Origin of the sequence: Allobranchiibius sp. CTAmp26, from assembly GCF_017565405.1 — a bacterium.
Lineage (GTDB): Bacteria > Actinomycetota > Actinomycetes > Actinomycetales > Dermatophilaceae > Allobranchiibius.
In genome coordinates, this window is record NZ_JAGEKR010000008.1 from 1 (window position 1) to 15,673 (window position 15,673).

Annotated in this window: 12 protein-coding genes; 6 read left to right on the top strand and 6 right to left on the bottom strand. The window is 70.4% G+C overall.

The features are described from left to right. Positions 1 to 139: 139 nt before the first annotated feature. Together J4030_RS05625 and J4030_RS05630 are read right to left on the bottom strand one after the other, a co-directional pair. On the bottom strand, positions 140 to 1,345 hold the full coding sequence (locus tag J4030_RS05625; RefSeq protein WP_208048241.1) for an MFS transporter: 1,206 nt from the start codon (positions 1,343 to 1,345) through the stop codon (positions 140 to 142). A 64-nt stretch (positions 1,346 to 1,409) separates the two neighbouring features. Next, on the bottom strand, positions 1,410 to 2,369 hold the full coding sequence (locus J4030_RS05630) for a neutral zinc metallopeptidase (RefSeq protein ID WP_208048242.1): 960 nt from the start codon (positions 2,367 to 2,369) through the stop codon (positions 1,410 to 1,412). A gap of 221 nt (positions 2,370 to 2,590) precedes the next feature. On the opposite strand from J4030_RS05630, the gene J4030_RS05635 reads away from it, so the two are divergent. Continuing rightward, a complete protein-coding gene (locus J4030_RS05635; protein ID WP_208048243.1) occupies positions 2,591 to 4,189 on the top strand; it encodes an ABC-F family ATP-binding cassette domain-containing protein in 1,599 nt (532 codons plus the stop codon). A gap of 262 nt (positions 4,190 to 4,451) precedes the next feature. Further along, positions 4,452 to 6,320, top strand: a complete 1,869-nt coding sequence (locus J4030_RS05640; protein WP_243762950.1) for an ABC transporter ATP-binding protein — start codon at positions 4,452 to 4,454, stop codon at positions 6,318 to 6,320. A 73-nt stretch (positions 6,321 to 6,393) separates the two neighbouring features. On the opposite strand, the gene J4030_RS05645 is transcribed toward J4030_RS05640, so the two are convergent. Then, the gene (locus J4030_RS05645) at positions 6,394 to 7,212 is read right to left on the bottom strand and encodes an SURF1 family protein (RefSeq protein ID WP_208048244.1); all 819 of its coding nucleotides are present in this window, start codon (positions 7,210 to 7,212) and stop codon (positions 6,394 to 6,396) included. 33 nt (positions 7,213 to 7,245) lie between these two features. Here J4030_RS05645 and moaA point away from each other — a divergent pair, with 33 nt between their 5' ends. After that, positions 7,246 to 8,259: a GTP 3',8-cyclase MoaA gene (gene moaA, locus J4030_RS05650; protein WP_208048245.1), complete on the top strand. Its 1,014-nt coding sequence runs from the start codon at positions 7,246 to 7,248 to the stop codon at positions 8,257 to 8,259. Positions 8,260 to 8,352: 93 nt separating this feature from the next. On the opposite strand, the gene J4030_RS05655 is transcribed toward moaA, so the two are convergent. After that, positions 8,353 to 8,592, bottom strand: a complete 240-nt coding sequence (locus J4030_RS05655) for a hypothetical protein (protein WP_208048246.1) — start codon at positions 8,590 to 8,592, stop codon at positions 8,353 to 8,355. 2 nt (positions 8,593 to 8,594) lie between these two features. Continuing rightward, positions 8,595 to 8,903 carry a DUF3099 domain-containing protein gene (locus J4030_RS05660; protein WP_208048247.1) on the bottom strand — a complete coding sequence of 103 codons (309 nt, stop codon included), beginning with the start codon at positions 8,901 to 8,903 and terminating at the stop codon, positions 8,595 to 8,597. Positions 8,904 to 9,004: 101 nt separating this feature from the next. On the opposite strand from J4030_RS05660, the gene fabG reads away from it, so the two are divergent. From fabG to J4030_RS05675, 3 genes are read left to right on the top strand one after another with little or no spacing between them, the layout of a single operon-like run. After that, on the top strand, positions 9,005 to 9,718 hold the full coding sequence (gene fabG, locus J4030_RS05665; protein ID WP_208048248.1) for a 3-oxoacyl-ACP reductase FabG: 714 nt from the start codon (positions 9,005 to 9,007) through the stop codon (positions 9,716 to 9,718). Between the two features lie 25 nt (positions 9,719 to 9,743). Continuing rightward, positions 9,744 to 10,505: an enoyl-ACP reductase FabI gene (fabI, locus tag J4030_RS05670; RefSeq protein WP_179480840.1), complete on the top strand. Its 762-nt coding sequence runs from the start codon at positions 9,744 to 9,746 to the stop codon at positions 10,503 to 10,505. A 17-nt stretch (positions 10,506 to 10,522) separates the two neighbouring features. Beyond that, positions 10,523 to 12,706, top strand: coding sequence for a tetratricopeptide repeat protein (locus J4030_RS05675; protein WP_208048249.1), 2,184 nt, complete (start codon positions 10,523 to 10,525; stop codon positions 12,704 to 12,706). A gap of 82 nt (positions 12,707 to 12,788) precedes the next feature. On the opposite strand, the gene cphA is transcribed toward J4030_RS05675, so the two are convergent. Further along, on the bottom strand, positions 12,789 to 15,650 hold the full coding sequence (gene cphA, locus J4030_RS05680; protein ID WP_208048250.1) for a cyanophycin synthetase: 2,862 nt from the start codon (positions 15,648 to 15,650) through the stop codon (positions 12,789 to 12,791). Positions 15,651 to 15,673: the final 23 nt, after the last annotated feature.

Sequence of the window (15,673 nt, forward strand, 5' to 3'; positions counted from 1 at the left end):
CCCGACCCAGGCCGTCTACGGCAACACCACCGACCCCGAACTGCGCCTGATCACCTGCGGGGGCAGTTTCGACTCCGCGACCGGCCACTTCCGCAACAACACCGTCGTCTACGCCCGACTCGCCGCCTGAGCGCTCGTCTCAGGTGGCGTGAGCAGCGCTCAGGCGGAGCCGTCGCCGTTCGGCTGCTACCGGGGTGAGCACCGCACCGACCAGCGGGAAGACCGCGCAGATCGCGAACGCGAGCCCGTACCCGTGCGCGGCGGCTAGTGCGCCGACCAGAGGGCCGGTACCGAACGCCGCGAGGTTCTGCGCGGTGTTCTGGGTGCCGAGCGCCCGCCCCGCCCAGGACGGCCCGGCGAACTCCGCCGTCGCCGTGAAGCCCAGCCCGTTGTCGGTGACCGACACGATCGACGCCGCCGCGAGCGCCAGGATCACCAGCACCGAGCCCGCCCACGCGGTGGCGGCTACCGCCAGCATGCAGCACATGGAGACCACTGCGATCTGACGCATCGGCCCTAGGCGATTGCCGACCCGATCGGACCAGCGACCGGCAACCAGGCGTCCGGTGGCACCCAGGACGGCGACGACCGCGAGGATGCGACCCGCACCCGCGGGATCCCAATGACGCTGTGCCACCAGGTATTCGGCAGCGAACGTCGCGGTCGCGAACTGCGGGACGACCAACAGGGCGCTGGCTCCGTGCACCCGCCAGAGCGCAGCCGAGTCCCGGTACGGCGACGCGGGCCTGACCCCTGCCGTCGCCGGCGCGTGGCGTGGGGGATCGACGGCGAACAACAGCAGAGCGACGGTCACCAGGAGGCAGAGCGCCGACGGCGCGAGGAGTGCCACGGACACGCCGTACCGGTGGGCGAGCGGTGGCAGCACCAGTGCGGCCACGGCGACCCCGAGCGGTTGCCCCATCTGCCGCACGCCCATCGCCACCCCGCGTCGTTCCTGCGGGAACCAGCCCATGATGAGCCGCCCGCTCGCGGAGTTGACCGACGCTCCCGCCGCTCCCACGAGGGCCAGCGCCACGGCCCGGGCAGGGAGCGTGTGGCTCGCGGCGGCGACCAGTCCGGCGAGACCGGTGAGGCCGAGTCCCAGCCACATCGCCAGCCGCTCGCCGTACCGGTCGGCGAAGCCGCCCCACAGGATCAAGGTGGCCACCAGGCCGAGGGAGGGTGCGGCGGCGAGCGCTCCCGCGGCGCTCAGGCTGACGCCCTGCGCGCGGAAGGTCGGCACGAGGAACGGCATGCCGTAGAGCAGGCTGCAGGCGACGGTGAGCGCCAGTGTGCCGAGGGTCAGCATCAACCAGGGGCGCGCAGTCGCCGGAGCGTCGTTCACCCACCCGACGGTAGGCCGGTGTCCGGTCGATGAGACCGGTGTCTCGTCATACGGATCGACAGGGTCAGCCGAGGGACGTCGCGTTGAAGGTGTCGCAGGCGTTCAGCTGCCCGGTCTGGTAGCCGGTCTGGAACCAGTGCTGCCGCTCGGCGGACGACCCGTGCGTCCAGGTGTCCTGGTTGACCCTGCCGGACGATTGCTTCTGGATGCGGTCGTCGCCGACGGCGGATGCTGCCGAGAGGGCCGACCTGATGTCGGAGGCGGTGATGGCCTTCAGGTACGCCGTCCCGTTGGCGTCCGTGGTGGTCGTCGCGTAGTGCGCCCAGAGGCCGGCGTAGCAGTCGGCCTGCAACTCCGTGCGGACCGAGCCGCTGGTGGCGCCCTGGGGATCCTGCTGCGCGCGTCCGAGGGCGCCGAGCAGGTCCTGGATGTGGTGGCCGTACTCGTGCGCCACGACGTACTCCTTGGCCAGTTGGCCGGTGTCCGCGCCGTACTTGCTGCTCAGCTCGGAGAAGAAGCCGGCGTCGATGTAGACCTTCTTGTTCAGCGGGCAGTAGAACGGTCCGGTCTGGTTGCTGGCGGTGCCGCAGGAGGACTGGGTGCTGCCGCTGTAGACCACCGCGACGGCCCCCGTGTACTGCTTGCCGGTGGCCTTGGGTAGGTAGGTGGTCCAGAAGTTCTCGACCGTCGCCACCGTGGCTTTGATGAGGCAGACGTCGCTGCGGTTGGCGTCGGCGCCGGTCCTGCACGCCGCGAGCTGCTGCTGCACCGAGTCGCTCCCGCCGACCTGACCGTTGTCGTACTGGTTGCCGGCGACCTGACCTGCATTGCCGGCGTTCGACGTCGCGCCGCCGCCGTTCCCGCCGGCGAAGTTGCTGATCAGGATGATGATGACGGTGAGGACCAGGCCTCCGATGCCACCACCCGCGACCATCCCGCCCGGCGCGAAGCCGCCACCGCCGCCCCCCGAACCCCCGCTGGAGACGTCGGAGGTGCCGATGTCGGCGTTGTCGTTGAACGTCACGGCGGGTCGACCTCCGGCAGTCGGTGTGCCGGCTGTGCTCCGGCTGATCAGCGTCAGCGTAGCCAGCGATGTTCGTCACGTGCGCCGTCATGTGGTCGTGTGGCCGCTGCGGTGGGCGTAAAATCGGGTGTACGCCTGACCCGACGGCCCGGGGTCGGGCGTTCGCGTTGCCGCGTATCCAGCAGGCGGACGCCCCCTCATCGCACCGAAGGAGTCCGACCGTGCTCACCGCGCATGACATCGAACTACGCGCCGGCGCCCGGACCTTGTTGGAGCACACCAGTTTCCGGGTCGCACCGGGCGATCGCGTCGGTCTGGTCGGCCGTAACGGCGCCGGCAAGACGACCCTCACGAAGGTGCTGGCCGGGCAGGCGAACCCCGAGGCAGGCCAGGTGACCCGTTCCGGCGAGGTCGGCTACCTGCCGCAGGACCCCCGCACCGGTGACCTCACAGTGCTGGCGCGCGACCGCATCCTGTCCGCGCGCGGGTTGGACACCATCGTGCGCGACCTGCGCAAGGCCGAGGCGCAGATGGGCGAGGACGACGAGGAACGTCGCGAGAAGGCGATGCGCCGCTATACCCGTCTCGACCACGAGTTCCAGGCGCAGGGCGGATACGCAGCCGAGTCCGAGGCCGCGTCCATCGCCTCCGCGTTGGCGCTGGACGAGCGGCTCCTGGATCAGCCGTTGCAGACGCTGTCCGGTGGTCAGCGGCGCCGGGTGGAGCTGTCCCGGATCCTGTTCTCCGGTGCCGAGACGCTGCTGCTCGACGAGCCGACCAACCACCTGGACGCCGACTCGATCGTCTGGTTGCGCGACTACCTCCGCGCGTACAAGGGCGGCCTGATCATCATCAGCCACGACGTGGAGATGCTCGACACCGTGGTGACCCGGGTCTTCCACCTGGACGCCAACCGCGCCGAGCTCGATCAGTACAACATGGGGTGGAAGACCTACCTGCAGCAGCGCGAGACCGACGAGCGCCGCCGCAAGCGTGAGCGCCAGAACGCCGAGAAGAAGGCGTCGGCCCTCTTCACCCAGGCCGACAAGATGCGCGCCAAGGCCACCAAGGCGACGGCCGCGCAGAACATGGCCAAGCGCGCCGAACGGCTGCTCGCGGGGCTGGAGACCGAGCGTCAGCAGGACCGGGTCGCCAAGCTGCGCTTCCCGAAGCCGTCACCCTGCGGGCGCACCCCGTTGATGGCAGAAGGGCTTTCGCGGTCCTACGGGTCGCTGGAGATCTTCACCGACGTCGATCTGGCGATCGACCGCGGCTCGCGGGTCGTCGTGCTCGGCCTGAACGGCGCGGGCAAGACGACCCTGCTGCGGATCCTCGCGGGCGTCGACGACCCGGACACGGGTGAGGTGCAGCCAGGGCACGGGCTGAAGCTCGGCTACTACGCCCAGGAGCACGAGAACCTGGACATGGACCGGTCGGTGCTGGACAACATGAAGTCCGCGGCGCCGGACCTCGGGGAGACCGAGACCCGCAAGGTGCTCGGCTCGTTCCTCTTCAGCGGCGAGGACGTGCAGAAGCCCACCCGGGTGCTGTCCGGTGGGGAGAAGACGCGCCTGTCGCTGGCCCTTCTGGTCGTGTCGTCGGCCAACGTGCTGCTGCTCGATGAGCCCACCAACAACCTCGACCCGGCGTCCCGCGAGGAGATCCTGGGCGCGCTGCGCGGGTACGAGGGTGCTGTCGTGCTCGTGACCCACGACGAGGGCGCCGTGTCGGCCCTGGAGCCCGAGCGGGTGCTGATGCTCCCGGACGGGGTCGAGGACCACTGGAACCCGGACTACCTGGACCTGGTCACGCTGGCCTGACCCGTCGCCGTACGCCGGGGTGGCTGTCATGTGTCCGCCTGCGGTGTCCGCCCGGCGGGCGGGGCCTCGCAGGTCGCTCGAGGTGGCCGGTTTGCGTCTGCGGCCAGGGCTGCAGCACTGCCCATGAACGCAAACCGCCCACACCGGCGGAGACCGACGCGGTGGCCGGGGCGGGCCCGCTCGGCATACCTGCGTGCCCCCGGGTGTTGACCCATCCAGACCTTTCAGACGTGCACAGCGAAGGAGAGCCGCAGACGTGTCGATGCCCGGCGGTTGGATGACGATGCGCTCGCTCACCCGCGACTCCTCCGTGAAGAACGCGCCCCTCAAGCCGGGCACCACCAAGCGGGTGCTGGGCTACGCAGGTCCGTTCCGGCGTCCGCTCATCGCCTTCCTCGTGATGGTCGTGATCGACGCGCTGATGGTGATCGCGACCCCCCTGATCCTGCGCGAGATCGTCGACAAGGGAGTCCTGCACCGGGACACCTCGCTGGTGGTCTGGCTCGCGGTCGGCGCCGCCGTCGTCTCGATCCTGGACGCCGGACTGGGCGTCGGCGAACGCTGGCTGTCCGCGGTGATCGGGGAGGGACTGATCTACGACCTGCGTCGAGAGGTCTTCGCCCACGTGCTCCGGCAGCCGATCGCGTTCTTCACCCGGGCTCAGACGGGCGCGCTGGTCACCCGTCTCAACTCCGACGTCATCGGCGCACAGACGGCGTTCACCTCGGTGATGTCCAACGTGGTCTCGAACGCCGTCAGTCTCGTGGTGATCGTGAGCGCGATGGCCGTGCTGTCCTGGCAGCTCACGCTCGCGGCGCTGGTCCTGGTGCCGCTCTTCCTCATCCCGACCCGCATCATCGGACGCCGCGTCGCCGGGCTCACCCGCAACCAGATGATCGAGAACGCCGATCTGGGCGCGCGGATGACCGAGCGCTTCAACGTCGCCGGCGCGCTGCTGGTCAAGCTGTTCGGCCGGCCCGAGACCGAGCACCGCGAGTACGCCGAGCGCGCCGGCAAGGTCCGCGACTACGGGATCGCCCTGGCCCTGCAGCGCAGCGTCTTCCTCGTCGGGCTGACCCTGCTGGCATCACTCGCGACCGCGATGGTCTACGGCGTCGGCGGTGTGATGGCCGCACGCGGCACCCTCACGGTCGGCACGCTGCTGGCCCTGGCCGCACTGCTCGGGCGCCTCTACCTGCCGCTCACCCAGCTCTCGAACGTGCGCGTCGACGTGATGTCGGCGCTCGTGTCGTTCGAGCGGGTCTTCGAGATCCTCGACCTGCAGCCGATGGTGCGCGAGGCGGAGCACCCGGTGGCGCTGCCCGACGGGCCGCTCGACGTACGGTTCGAGGGCGTCGAGTTCAGCTATCCGGATGCGGACCAGGTCTCGTTGGCCTCGCTGCAGACCGTGCAGTCCGGCGACGACGGCGCCAGCTCGCAGGTGTTGCAGGGCATCTCGTTTGTCGCGCACCCGGGGGAGATGGTCGCGATCGTCGGTCCGTCCGGTGCGGGCAAGACGACGATCAGCGCCCTGGTCGGCCGGCTCTACGACCCCACGTCCGGCGCCGTACGGATCGGCGGGGTCGCCCTCACCGAGGTCGCCAACACCTCGCTGCGCGACCGGGTCGGGATGGTCACCCAGGACGCGCACATGTTCCACGACACCATCGGCGCCAACCTGCGGTATGCGCGCCCGGACGCCACCGACGCCCAATTGCACGCCGCGTTGCAGGCCGCCAACATCTCCGAGCTGGTGGACCGGTTGCCGCACGGTCTGGACACCCTGGTGGGCGACCGAGGGCACCGCCTGTCCGGCGGGGAGAAGCAGCGGCTCGCCATCGCGCGCCTGCTGCTCAAGGCACCGTCGGTCGTCGTGCTGGACGAGGCCACCGCACACCTGGACAGCGAGTCGGAGGCTGCCGTGCAGCGCGCGCTCGACACCGCGTTGCAGGGGCGCACCTCGCTGGTGATCGCGCACCGCCTGTCGACCGTGCGCGCCGCCGACCAGATTCTCGTCGTCGAGGCCGGGCAGATCGTGGAGCGCGGGCGACACGCGGAGCTACTCGCAGCCGACGGCCTGTACGCCGAGCTCTACCGCACCCAGTTCTCCGAGACGCCCACTCCCGCCTGACCGCCGCGATTGTCAGCGGTTCTGTGGCGCGGGCGTCACTTTCCTGCGGACAATCGCGGGGAGGCGGCCACTGTCAGGCGTCCTCTTCGTCCCAGATGCGGACTTTCTTGACGCGCGGCGGTTTCGCCGGCGTCGCACCTGACTCCAACTCGGCGTCCCGGTGCTCCTGGCGGGCGCGGAACAGCACGAACGCCAGTCCCGCGACCATCCCGAGCCACCACTGCAGCGCGTAACTGAGGTTGATCCCGGCGTACGAGCCCGGGTCCGGCTTGTCCAGGGGAGCAGGCCGGGCGGGGACGGCGCCGGCCGCCGTACGTTCGCTGCGCATCCGCACGTAGACGTGGGTGTACGTCGCCACCCGGGTCTGCGCGGTGACGTCGCCGGGGTTGATCGACGCGACCGAGCCGGGCACCGGTGCGCGGCCGAGGCTGTGCTCGGTGGGCCTCAGCCAGCCGACGACGGTGCTGGCGCCGGAGGGTGCGGGCGGCACGTACGCCGGGGTGGACGCGTTCGCGCCGTTGTCGACCCAGCCGCGGTCGACCAGCACGGTGCCTGCTCCGCCGTCCTGCACGAAGGGCACGAGGACCTCGTACCCGAAGTTGCCGTTGTCGGGCCGGTTGCGCACCAGGATCCGCGCGGCCGGCAGGTAGTGCCCGCGGAGGTGCACCTGGGTCCATTGTCGGCTCGCCGGGAGCTGGGACGCCGACGTCGGCACGACCGAGGGCATAGAACGGGGCGGCGCGTTGTAGTTCTGCGAAACCTGTTGCTGCGCGTTGTGTTTGGACTCCCACCGGTGCCATTGCCAGCGACCGAGGAAGAAGCAGCCGATGCCCCACACCACCGCCACCAGGATCCAGGTCAACCAACGCCTGGTGAGCAGCAAGCGAATCACTGACGCAACGGTACCCGCCGTACTCTGGACGCTATGACGCACTCACCAGCACGCGACCTTCCGGTGCTGGGCGACCGCTTCGGGCGGGTCGCGGCGGATCTGCGGGTCTCGGTCACCGACCGCTGCAACCTGCGCTGCACCTACTGCATGCCCGCCGAGGGTCTGGACTGGATGCCCCGTCCCGAGATGCTGACGGATGACGAACTGGTCCGCGTGATCGGGCTGTTCGTCGACCTCGGGGTGCGGCAGGTCCGGTTCACCGGCGGCGAGCCGTTGCTGCGCCGCTCCCTCGTGGACGTCGTACGCCGTGTCGGAGAGCTGCCGAACGCGCCGCGGATGGCGATGACCACCAACGGCATCGGGCTCGACCGGCTCGCTCAGCCGCTGGCGGACGCCGGACTGCACCGGGTCAACGTCTCGCTCGACACGGTCTCACCCGAGCGGTTCCAGGTGCTGACCCGCCGGGACAGGTTCCATGACGTCGAACGCGGTCTAAAGGCGGCCTCGGACGCCGGGCTCGCACCGGTGAAGGTCAACGCGGTGGCGATGCACAGTGACGTCGAGAGCCCTGCGGACCTGCTCGCGTGGTGCCTGGACCGCGGCTACCAGCTGCGGTTCATCGAGCAGATGCCGCTGGATGCCCAGCACTCCTGGGACCGTTCGACGATGATGACCGGCGCGCAGCTGCGTACCGCGATCGAGGAGCGGTTCCGACTCACCGAGCTCCCGGCGGATGCGCGGGGGAGTGCACCGGCGGAAGAATTCCTGGTCGACGGCGGCCCGGAGACAGTGGGCCTGATCGCCAGCGTCAGCGCGCCGTTCTGCGCGGCCTGCGACCGGGTGCGGCTCACCGCCGACGGGCAGGTGCGCAACTGCCTCTTCGCCCGCGACGAGGGCGATCTGCGCGCGCCGCTGCGCTCCGGCGCGTCCGACGAGCAGCTGACCGAGGTCATCCGCGCGACGATGTGGGCCAAGGCGGCCGGGCACGGGATCGACCGCCCCGACTTCCTGCAGCCGCAGCGCCCGATGTCCGCCATCGGCGGCTGAATCCCCGGGACTTTCCCTGCCGAGTGGCATACATATCTTTCGAGTGGCGCACTCGTCGGTATGCCACTCGAAACATATATATGCCACTCGGGCTCAGGTGCGGTGCGGGAGGTCCTCGACGGGCAAGACGTCCTTGAGGAACCCGCGGATGCCGAGGAAGGAGCTCAGCTGCTCACGGTGCTCCTCGCACGCCAGCCAGGTCTTACGGCGGTCAGGAGTGTGCAGCTTGGGGTTGTTCCAGAGCAGCGCGTACGCCGCCGGTGTGCGGCAGCCCTTGGCGCTGCACACGGTCTCCGCCGCACCGTCACCCGGCGGAGCCGAAGGGAAGAGCACGCTCACAGCGGCGTGTGATGCCCCGCCTCGAGGCGCGGGACCTGCTCCTCGGGGCGCACCGACCCGAGCACGTCGATCCGGCGGCGGTTCGTGGCGTTGGCGATCACGACGGCGACGTAGGGCAGCACCACAGCCAACCCCACGCAGACCCAGCGGGCGGGGCCTGTAAGCACCACGGCCAGGAAGAAGCACAGAGTGCGAATGCCCATGGAGAACAGGTACTTTCGCATCCGCGAGCTTTGGTCGCCCTTGGCGGAAGGGGGCAGGTTGGTCGCCGACGCAACGGTGGGGACTTCCTTGCCACGGGGCATGCTTCCAGTGTAGGCGTCGGCAGTGAGCCGCCTGTGGGCAGCGGCTCCGGCTACCGCGCGGTAGTCCGATAGCGTCGGGGCCGACGTCGATGAGGAGACATATGAGCGAGCCCCGCAGAGTCCTGGTCACCGGTGGCAATCGCGGCATCGGAGCCGCGATCGCCACCGCGTTCGCGCAGGCGGGTGACGACGTGGTCATCACCTCGCGCACCGGCGAGGGACCCGACGGAGTGCACGCCGTGCCGTGTGACGTCACCTCTGCCGAGCAGGTCGATGCGGCGTTCACGCAGGCCGAGGAGCTCCTGGGAGGCCCGATCGAGGTGGTCGTGGCGAACGCCGGCATCACGCACGACACGCTGCTGATGCGGATGAGCGACGACGACTTCACCTCCGTGCTCGACACCAACCTGGCCGGTGCGTTCCGCTGTGCGCGACGCGCCAGCAAGGGCATGCTGAAGCTCAAGCGCGGCCGGATCATCTTCATCTCCAGCGTCGTCGGGCTGTACGGCGCGCCCGGCCAGGCCAACTACGCGGCGTCCAAGGCCGGACTGGTGGGTCTGGCGCGCTCGATCACCCGTGAGCTCGGCAAGCGCGGGATCACCGCCAACGTCGTCGCCCCCGGTTTCATCGACACCGACATGACCCGGTCATTGCCGGAGAAGCAGCAGGCGGAATACCTGGCGGCCATCCCCGCCGGCCGGTTCGCGCAGCCCGAGGAGGTCGCCCGAGTGGTGCAGTTCCTCGCCGGCGACGACGCGGCGTACATCAGCGGAGCGGTCGTCCCGGTGGACGGCGGCCTGGGGATGGGCCACTAGGCAATGAAGCGCGAGAGAGGACGACATGGGACTGCTCGAGGGTAAGAAACTGCTGGTCACGGGGGTGTTGATGGATTCCTCCATCGCGTTCCACGTCGCACGGTTGGCGCAGCAGGAGGGCGCCGAGGTCGTGCTGACGTCGTTCGGTCGCACCATGAAGATCACCCGCACCATCTCCCGGCGGTTGCCGACGACTCCCGAGGTCGTCGAGCTCGACGTCACCAGCACCGACGACCTCGACTCGCTGGCCGACCGCCTGCGCGAGCACGTCGACGGTCTCGACGGGGTGCTGCACTCGATCGGCTTCGCGCCGCCCGGTGCGTTCAACTTCCTCGAGGGCACCTGGGAGGACGCGAGCACGGCGCTGCAGGCGTCGGCGTACTCCCTCAAGGCCCTTGCAGTCGCTGCGCTTCCGCTCATGCACGAGAAGTCCTCGCTGGTCGGGCTGACCTTCGACGCCCAGTTCGCCTGGCCGGTCTACGACTGGATGGGCGTGGCCAAGGCGGCGTTCGAGTCCACCAACCGCTACCTGGCGCGCGACCTCGGACCGCGCGGGGTGCGGTGCAACCTGGTCGCCGCCGGGCCTGTGCGCACGACGGCCGCGAAGTCGATCCCCGGCTTCGAGACGTTCGAGAACACCTGGGGCGAGCGTGCGCCGCTCGGCTGGGACGTGCGCGACGCCGAACCGGCTGCCCGAGCCTGTGTGGCGCTGATGTCCGACTGGTTCCCCGCCACGACCGGCGAGATCGTCCACGTGGACGGCGGGGTGCACGCGATGGGGCAGTAGCGACCTAGGCTTCGCGGGTGTCCACCCATGACGGCGCGACCGTGACCCACGTCCGGGTGCTCGAGGGCCCCAATCTCTACTTCACCCGACCCGCGGTGCTCCTGACGCTGTCGGTGCCGGGTTACCTCGCCGCCGAGCGCGACGCGCTCGTCGAGGTCGCCCGCGGGCTGGGCGTACGACGCTCGGAGCCCGGCCGACCCGGCACCGAGGCCCGGCAACGCTTCGTGCTGCGGGTCGTGGAACGAGCGGTGCGCTCGGTGGCCGCGGGTGCCGGATCCGCGCGTCTGGGAGTGCGTGCGCGTGCGGGCACGACCGCCGAGGAGCTCCTCGTCGCGGTGGCGGTGCGCAACCGGGGCCGGGCCGTCGCGCTCGGTGAGGAGCTGGGGCCGCTGCTCGCCGCGCTCCTGGCCGGCGAGGACACTCGTCAGGCGGTGGCCTCGGCTGCCGAGCGGGTGCATCAGGCGCCGATCGGCGAGGTGCTGCGGCCGTTGCGGCCGCGGGTCCCGACGGTCTGCGTGACCGGCACCAACGGCAAGACCACGACGACCCGGATGATCGCGCACCTGGCGATGACGGCGGGTCGTCGGACCGGCTGGAGCTCCACCGACGGCGTTCTCATCGAGGGTGAGCTCGTGGAGTACGGCGACTACTCCGGCCCGGCCGGAGCTCGCACCGTGCTCGCGGACAAGAGCGTCGACTTCGCCGTGCTGGAGACGGCGCGTGGCGGGATGCTGCTGAAGGGCCTCGGTACGGCGTACAACCACGTCAGTGTGGTGACCAATGTCAGTGCAGACCACCTCGGTGTCAACGGGATCGACACTCTGGACCAGCTGGCCGAGGTCAAGGCCATCATCACGCGGGTCACCCGGCCCGACGGGTGGGTGGTGCTCAACGGCGACGACCCGCGGGTGTGGGCGATGCGCGGCGCCGCAGGCGGCCGCCCGTGGTGTTTCACCCTGTCGCCGGACGCTCCCGCGCTGCGGGAGGCGCTCGGCGCGGGCGGCCGCGGCATCACCGTGCTGGACGGGCAGCTCACGGTGCTCGCGCCGGGCCAGTCGCCCGTGCGGTTGCTGCCTGTCAGCGACGTGCCCGTGACCCTGGCCGGCCTGTCCGAGCACAACGTCGCGAACGCGCTGGCCGCGGCCGCCGCCGGTCTTGCCGCGGGACTGCCGCACGACGCGGTCGTCGAAGGCCTGCGTACGTTCCTGCCCGACGCCGAGCACAACGCGGGTCGTCTTAACGTCTACTCCGTTCCCATCGATGGTGGCGAAGTGACGTTCATCGTCGATATGGCTCACAACGAGGCCGGCCTGGAAGCGCTGCTGCGCGTCGCGCGCGGGCTGACGCCGCCGGGGTCGCAGGTGCTGCTCGGGCTCGGGACGGGTGGGGACCGCACCGACGAGATCCTGGTCAACCTCGGCGAGATGGCCGGTCTCGGAGCCGACCGGGTCTACATCGAGCACAAAGAGCACTACCTGCGCGGGCGCACGATGGAGGGGCTGGAAGCCAAGCTGCGAGAAGGACTTTCGCGAGTCGGAGTGGCACCGGTGAATTCCTCCGAGACGGAGCTCGAAGGTCTGCGCGCATTGCTGAACGACGCGCGGGACGGCGACGTCCTGGCCGAGATGGTGCACTCCCACCAGGCGCCGGTCCACGCGTGGCTGCTCGAGCACGGCGGGCGGGTCGATGATCCCGCAGCGATCGCACGCAAGGTCACCGCCGCCACCGGACGACACGAGGCCGACGACCGGATCGCCGCGCTGTGGGCGATGGGGGACGACGTACGCCGGATCGAGGCAGCGCACGCACTGGCACTCGATTTCCCCGACGACGGGCGAGTCCTCTACGAGTTGGCGGGCACCTACGACTCCGCCGGCCGCGAGGAGGAGGCGCTGGCGCGGTACGACGACGCGCTGGCACGTCCGCTGCGCGAACCGTTCCACCGGCGCGCGCTGATCCAGAAGGGGTCCACGCTGCGCCACCTGGGCCGCTTCGAGGAGTCGCTGGCGATCTTCGACCAGCTGCTGGCGGACTGGCCGGGCAATCCGGCGGTCGTGGCCTTCCGCGCGTTCACCCTGCACGACATGGGCCGTGACCCGGACGCGCTGCGGATGGCGCTGGAGCACCTGGTCGCGGCATCGGCCGACCCCGACGTGCAGCGCTACCCGGGCTCGCTCACGCGCTTCACCGCCGCCATCTGACCATCGAGCGGCGGGGTTCACGCACGAGCGGAGGGGACATGACGCCTCCGCTCGACGGTGGACCCCTCCGCTCGACGGGGAGTCAGAGAGCGGGCGCGGGCGGCTCGATGGCCTCCCGACGGGCGGCGGCCTCCTGGGCGTACGACGTCCGCGCCTCGTCGACCAACTGCCGCGGATCCAGGTCGGGATCGCCGGGCTGGGATCCGTCGGTGCGCGATCCGGCGGCCGCCTCGTGGGTGAAGTCCTCCAGCTCGGCCAGCACCGCAGCGTGCTGGTCGACGCAGAGCATCACCAGGTCGCCGGGATTGGCCAGGTGCACCGAATGCCGCACGGCCGCGATCTCGTCGACGACCGTCGCGATCTGCTTGCACCGCGCGCCGGCGTCCATGGCGCGCTGCGCACCGCGTACGACGAGTGCCGCCGCCTCACCCGGTGCACGGCGGCGCAGGTTGGCGTCCTCGCGCACCACCATGACGTCGAAGTGCCGGGCCGCGATGTGCCCCAGCGCCTCGATGTCCTCATCGCGTCGGTCTCCGGCCGCGCCGATCATGCCGATCCGCGAGATGCGGTGGTCCAGCGACTTCTGCCGCTGCTCGACGTACCCCTCGACGAACTCGCCGAGCCGTTCCATGCCGGGCGGGTTGTGGCAGTAGTCGACGAACACCTCGGCGCTGTTGACCTCCAGCCGGTTCAACCGACCGGGGGAGAGGTAGTACGACGTGGTGTAGGTGCGCAGACCCTGGCGGATGTCGTGCAACGGCGCACCCGCCGCGAACGCCGCACCGGCGGCGGCGAGCGCGTTCGCGACGTTCATCCGGGCGGTGCCGCCGAACGTCGACGGCAGCAGGTGCGTCCAGGCCAGGGGCATCCGGCGGCGACCCTGGCGCAGCACGATCATCTCGCCGCGGTCGCTCGGCTCCAGCACCACGGCACGGGCGCCGCGACGACAGCGCTCCTCGACGAACTCGCGGACCTCGCTGCCCGGCGGCTCCATCGAGAACCACACGATGGTGCCCGAGCACTTGCGCCGCATCGCGCGTACATGCGGGTCGTCGGCATTGAGCACCGCGAAACCGTCGCGCGGAACTGCCTCCACCACAACGGATTTCACGGTCGCAAGCTGCTCGAGGGTGTCGATGCCGCGCATCCCCAGGTGGTCGGCGGCAATGTTGGTGACCACGGCGATGTCGTTGCGGTCGTAGCCGAGACCCTCGCGCAGGATGCCGCCGCGGGCGACCTCGAAGACGGCGAAGTCGACCCGGGGATTCGACAGCACCATCCGCGCGGACCGGGGGCCGGAGGCGTCGGCCCGGATGACCAGGCGCTCGTCGATCACGATGCCGTCGGTCGACGTCATGCCGACCTTGTGGCCGAGGCCCTTCATGATGTGCGCCAGCATCCGCGAGGTGGTCGTCTTGCCGTTGGTGCCGGTGACCGCGACGATCGGCACCCGTGACGGTGCGCCCGGTGGGAAGAGCAGGTCGACGACCGGTTTGCCGATGAACTGCGGCTCGCCGACCGTCGGGTGGGTGTGCATCCGGAAACCGGGAGCCGCGTTGACCTCGCAGATCGCTCCGCCGGTCTCGCGGACCGGTGCGGTGATGTCGGGACAGATGAAGTCGATGCCCGCAACATCGAGGCCGATGAGCTGCGCGGCCTCCTCGGCGATCTCGATGTTGTCGGGGTGGGCGTCGAAGGTGCGGTCGACCGAGATGCCGCCGGTGGACATGTTGCCGGTGAGTGCCAACTTGACCATCTGTTCGGCAGGAGGCACCGAATCCCATTCGTATCCCTGCGACTTCACCAGCTCGCGGGCGGCGTCGTCGATCGCGATCCGGGTCAGCACCTTCTCGTGCCCCACCCCGCGGCGTGGGTCGGCGTTGGTGGTCTCGACCAGTTCGCCGACGGTGTGCTCGCCGTCGCCGATGACGTGGGCCGGCACCCGCTCGGCGATGGCCGCCATCCGGCCGCCGATGATGAGGCAGCGGTAGTCCTTGCCCGTGATGTGCGACTCGACCTGTACGACGCCCCGCTTGGACTGCGCCTGCGCGATCGGGAACGCTGCGAGCACGTCGGCCTCGCTGCGCAGGTCGAGGCACACCCCGCGACCGTGGTTGCCGTCCAGCGGCTTCACCACGACCGGGAAGCCGATGGAGATCGCCGCGTCCGCGGCGGCCTCCGCGCTGCGGACGCTCTCGGCCTTCGGCACCGGCAGGCCGGCCGAACCGAGAAGCGTGGTGGTCAGGCTCTTGTCGCCGGCGATGTCGACCGCGAGCGCCGAGGTGCGGGAGGTCATCGTGGCGCGGATGCGCTGCGCGTGGACGCCCTGCCCGAGCTGGACCAGGGAGGCCTGGTTGAGCCGGGTCCAGGGGATGTCGCGGCTGGTCGCCTCCTCGATGATCGCGGCGGTCGACGGTCCGAAGGCCATCCGCCCCGACGCGGCGAGGAAGGCGTCCAACTCGAGCGCGAAGTCGAAGCCGGGCTCCGCGCGTACGAGGTGGTTGACGAGGCGCACGGCGAGGCGGCCGGCCGCCAGGGCGACCCGCTCGTCCAGGTAGCCGTAGATCACGTTGTAGCGACCGGGCACACCCCGGTCGGCGCGGGTCTTGCCGCGGCGCAGGTCGTGGCCGGCCTGTTGCTGCAGCTGCAGGGCCACGTGCTCGGCGACGTGGCCGAGCCAGGTGCCCTCACGCAGCCGCTCGATGAAACCGCCGCGGTGGCCACGCGAGCAGGTGTGGCCTTCCAACCCTGGGAGCAGGTCCAGCAGCGCATCGGTGAATCCGGGCAGTGTGTCCGACGGATAGCCCTCCAGCACACCAAGATCAACCACGAGGTGGACGGCCTTGTCGTAGGACCAGATGTTGGGTCCGCGATAGACCCGGGTGGAGACGATCTGCAGCTCGGGCGCTGCCGGTCCGGTGGGGACGGGGCGGTCGGTCGGCAAGGGGAACCTCCATACGGGTTCGG

What these genes read in the sequence shown, in the direction of transcription:
- fabI (WP_179480840.1), top strand. Translation starts at nt 9,744, where the DNA reads ATGGGACTGCTCGAGGGTAAGAAACTGCTGGTCACGGGGGTGTTGATG.
- fabG (WP_208048248.1), top strand. Translation starts at nt 9,005, where the DNA reads ATGAGCGAGCCCCGCAGAGTCCTGGTCACCGGTGGCAATCGCGGCATC.
- moaA (WP_208048245.1), top strand. Translation starts at nt 7,246, where the DNA reads ATGACGCACTCACCAGCACGCGACCTTCCGGTGCTGGGCGACCGCTTC.
- J4030_RS05660 (WP_208048247.1), bottom strand. Translation starts at nt 8,903, where the DNA reads ATGCCCCGTGGCAAGGAAGTCCCCACCGTTGCGTCGGCGACCAACCTG.
- J4030_RS05640 (WP_243762950.1), top strand. Translation starts at nt 4,452, where the DNA reads ATGCCCGGCGGTTGGATGACGATGCGCTCGCTCACCCGCGACTCCTCC.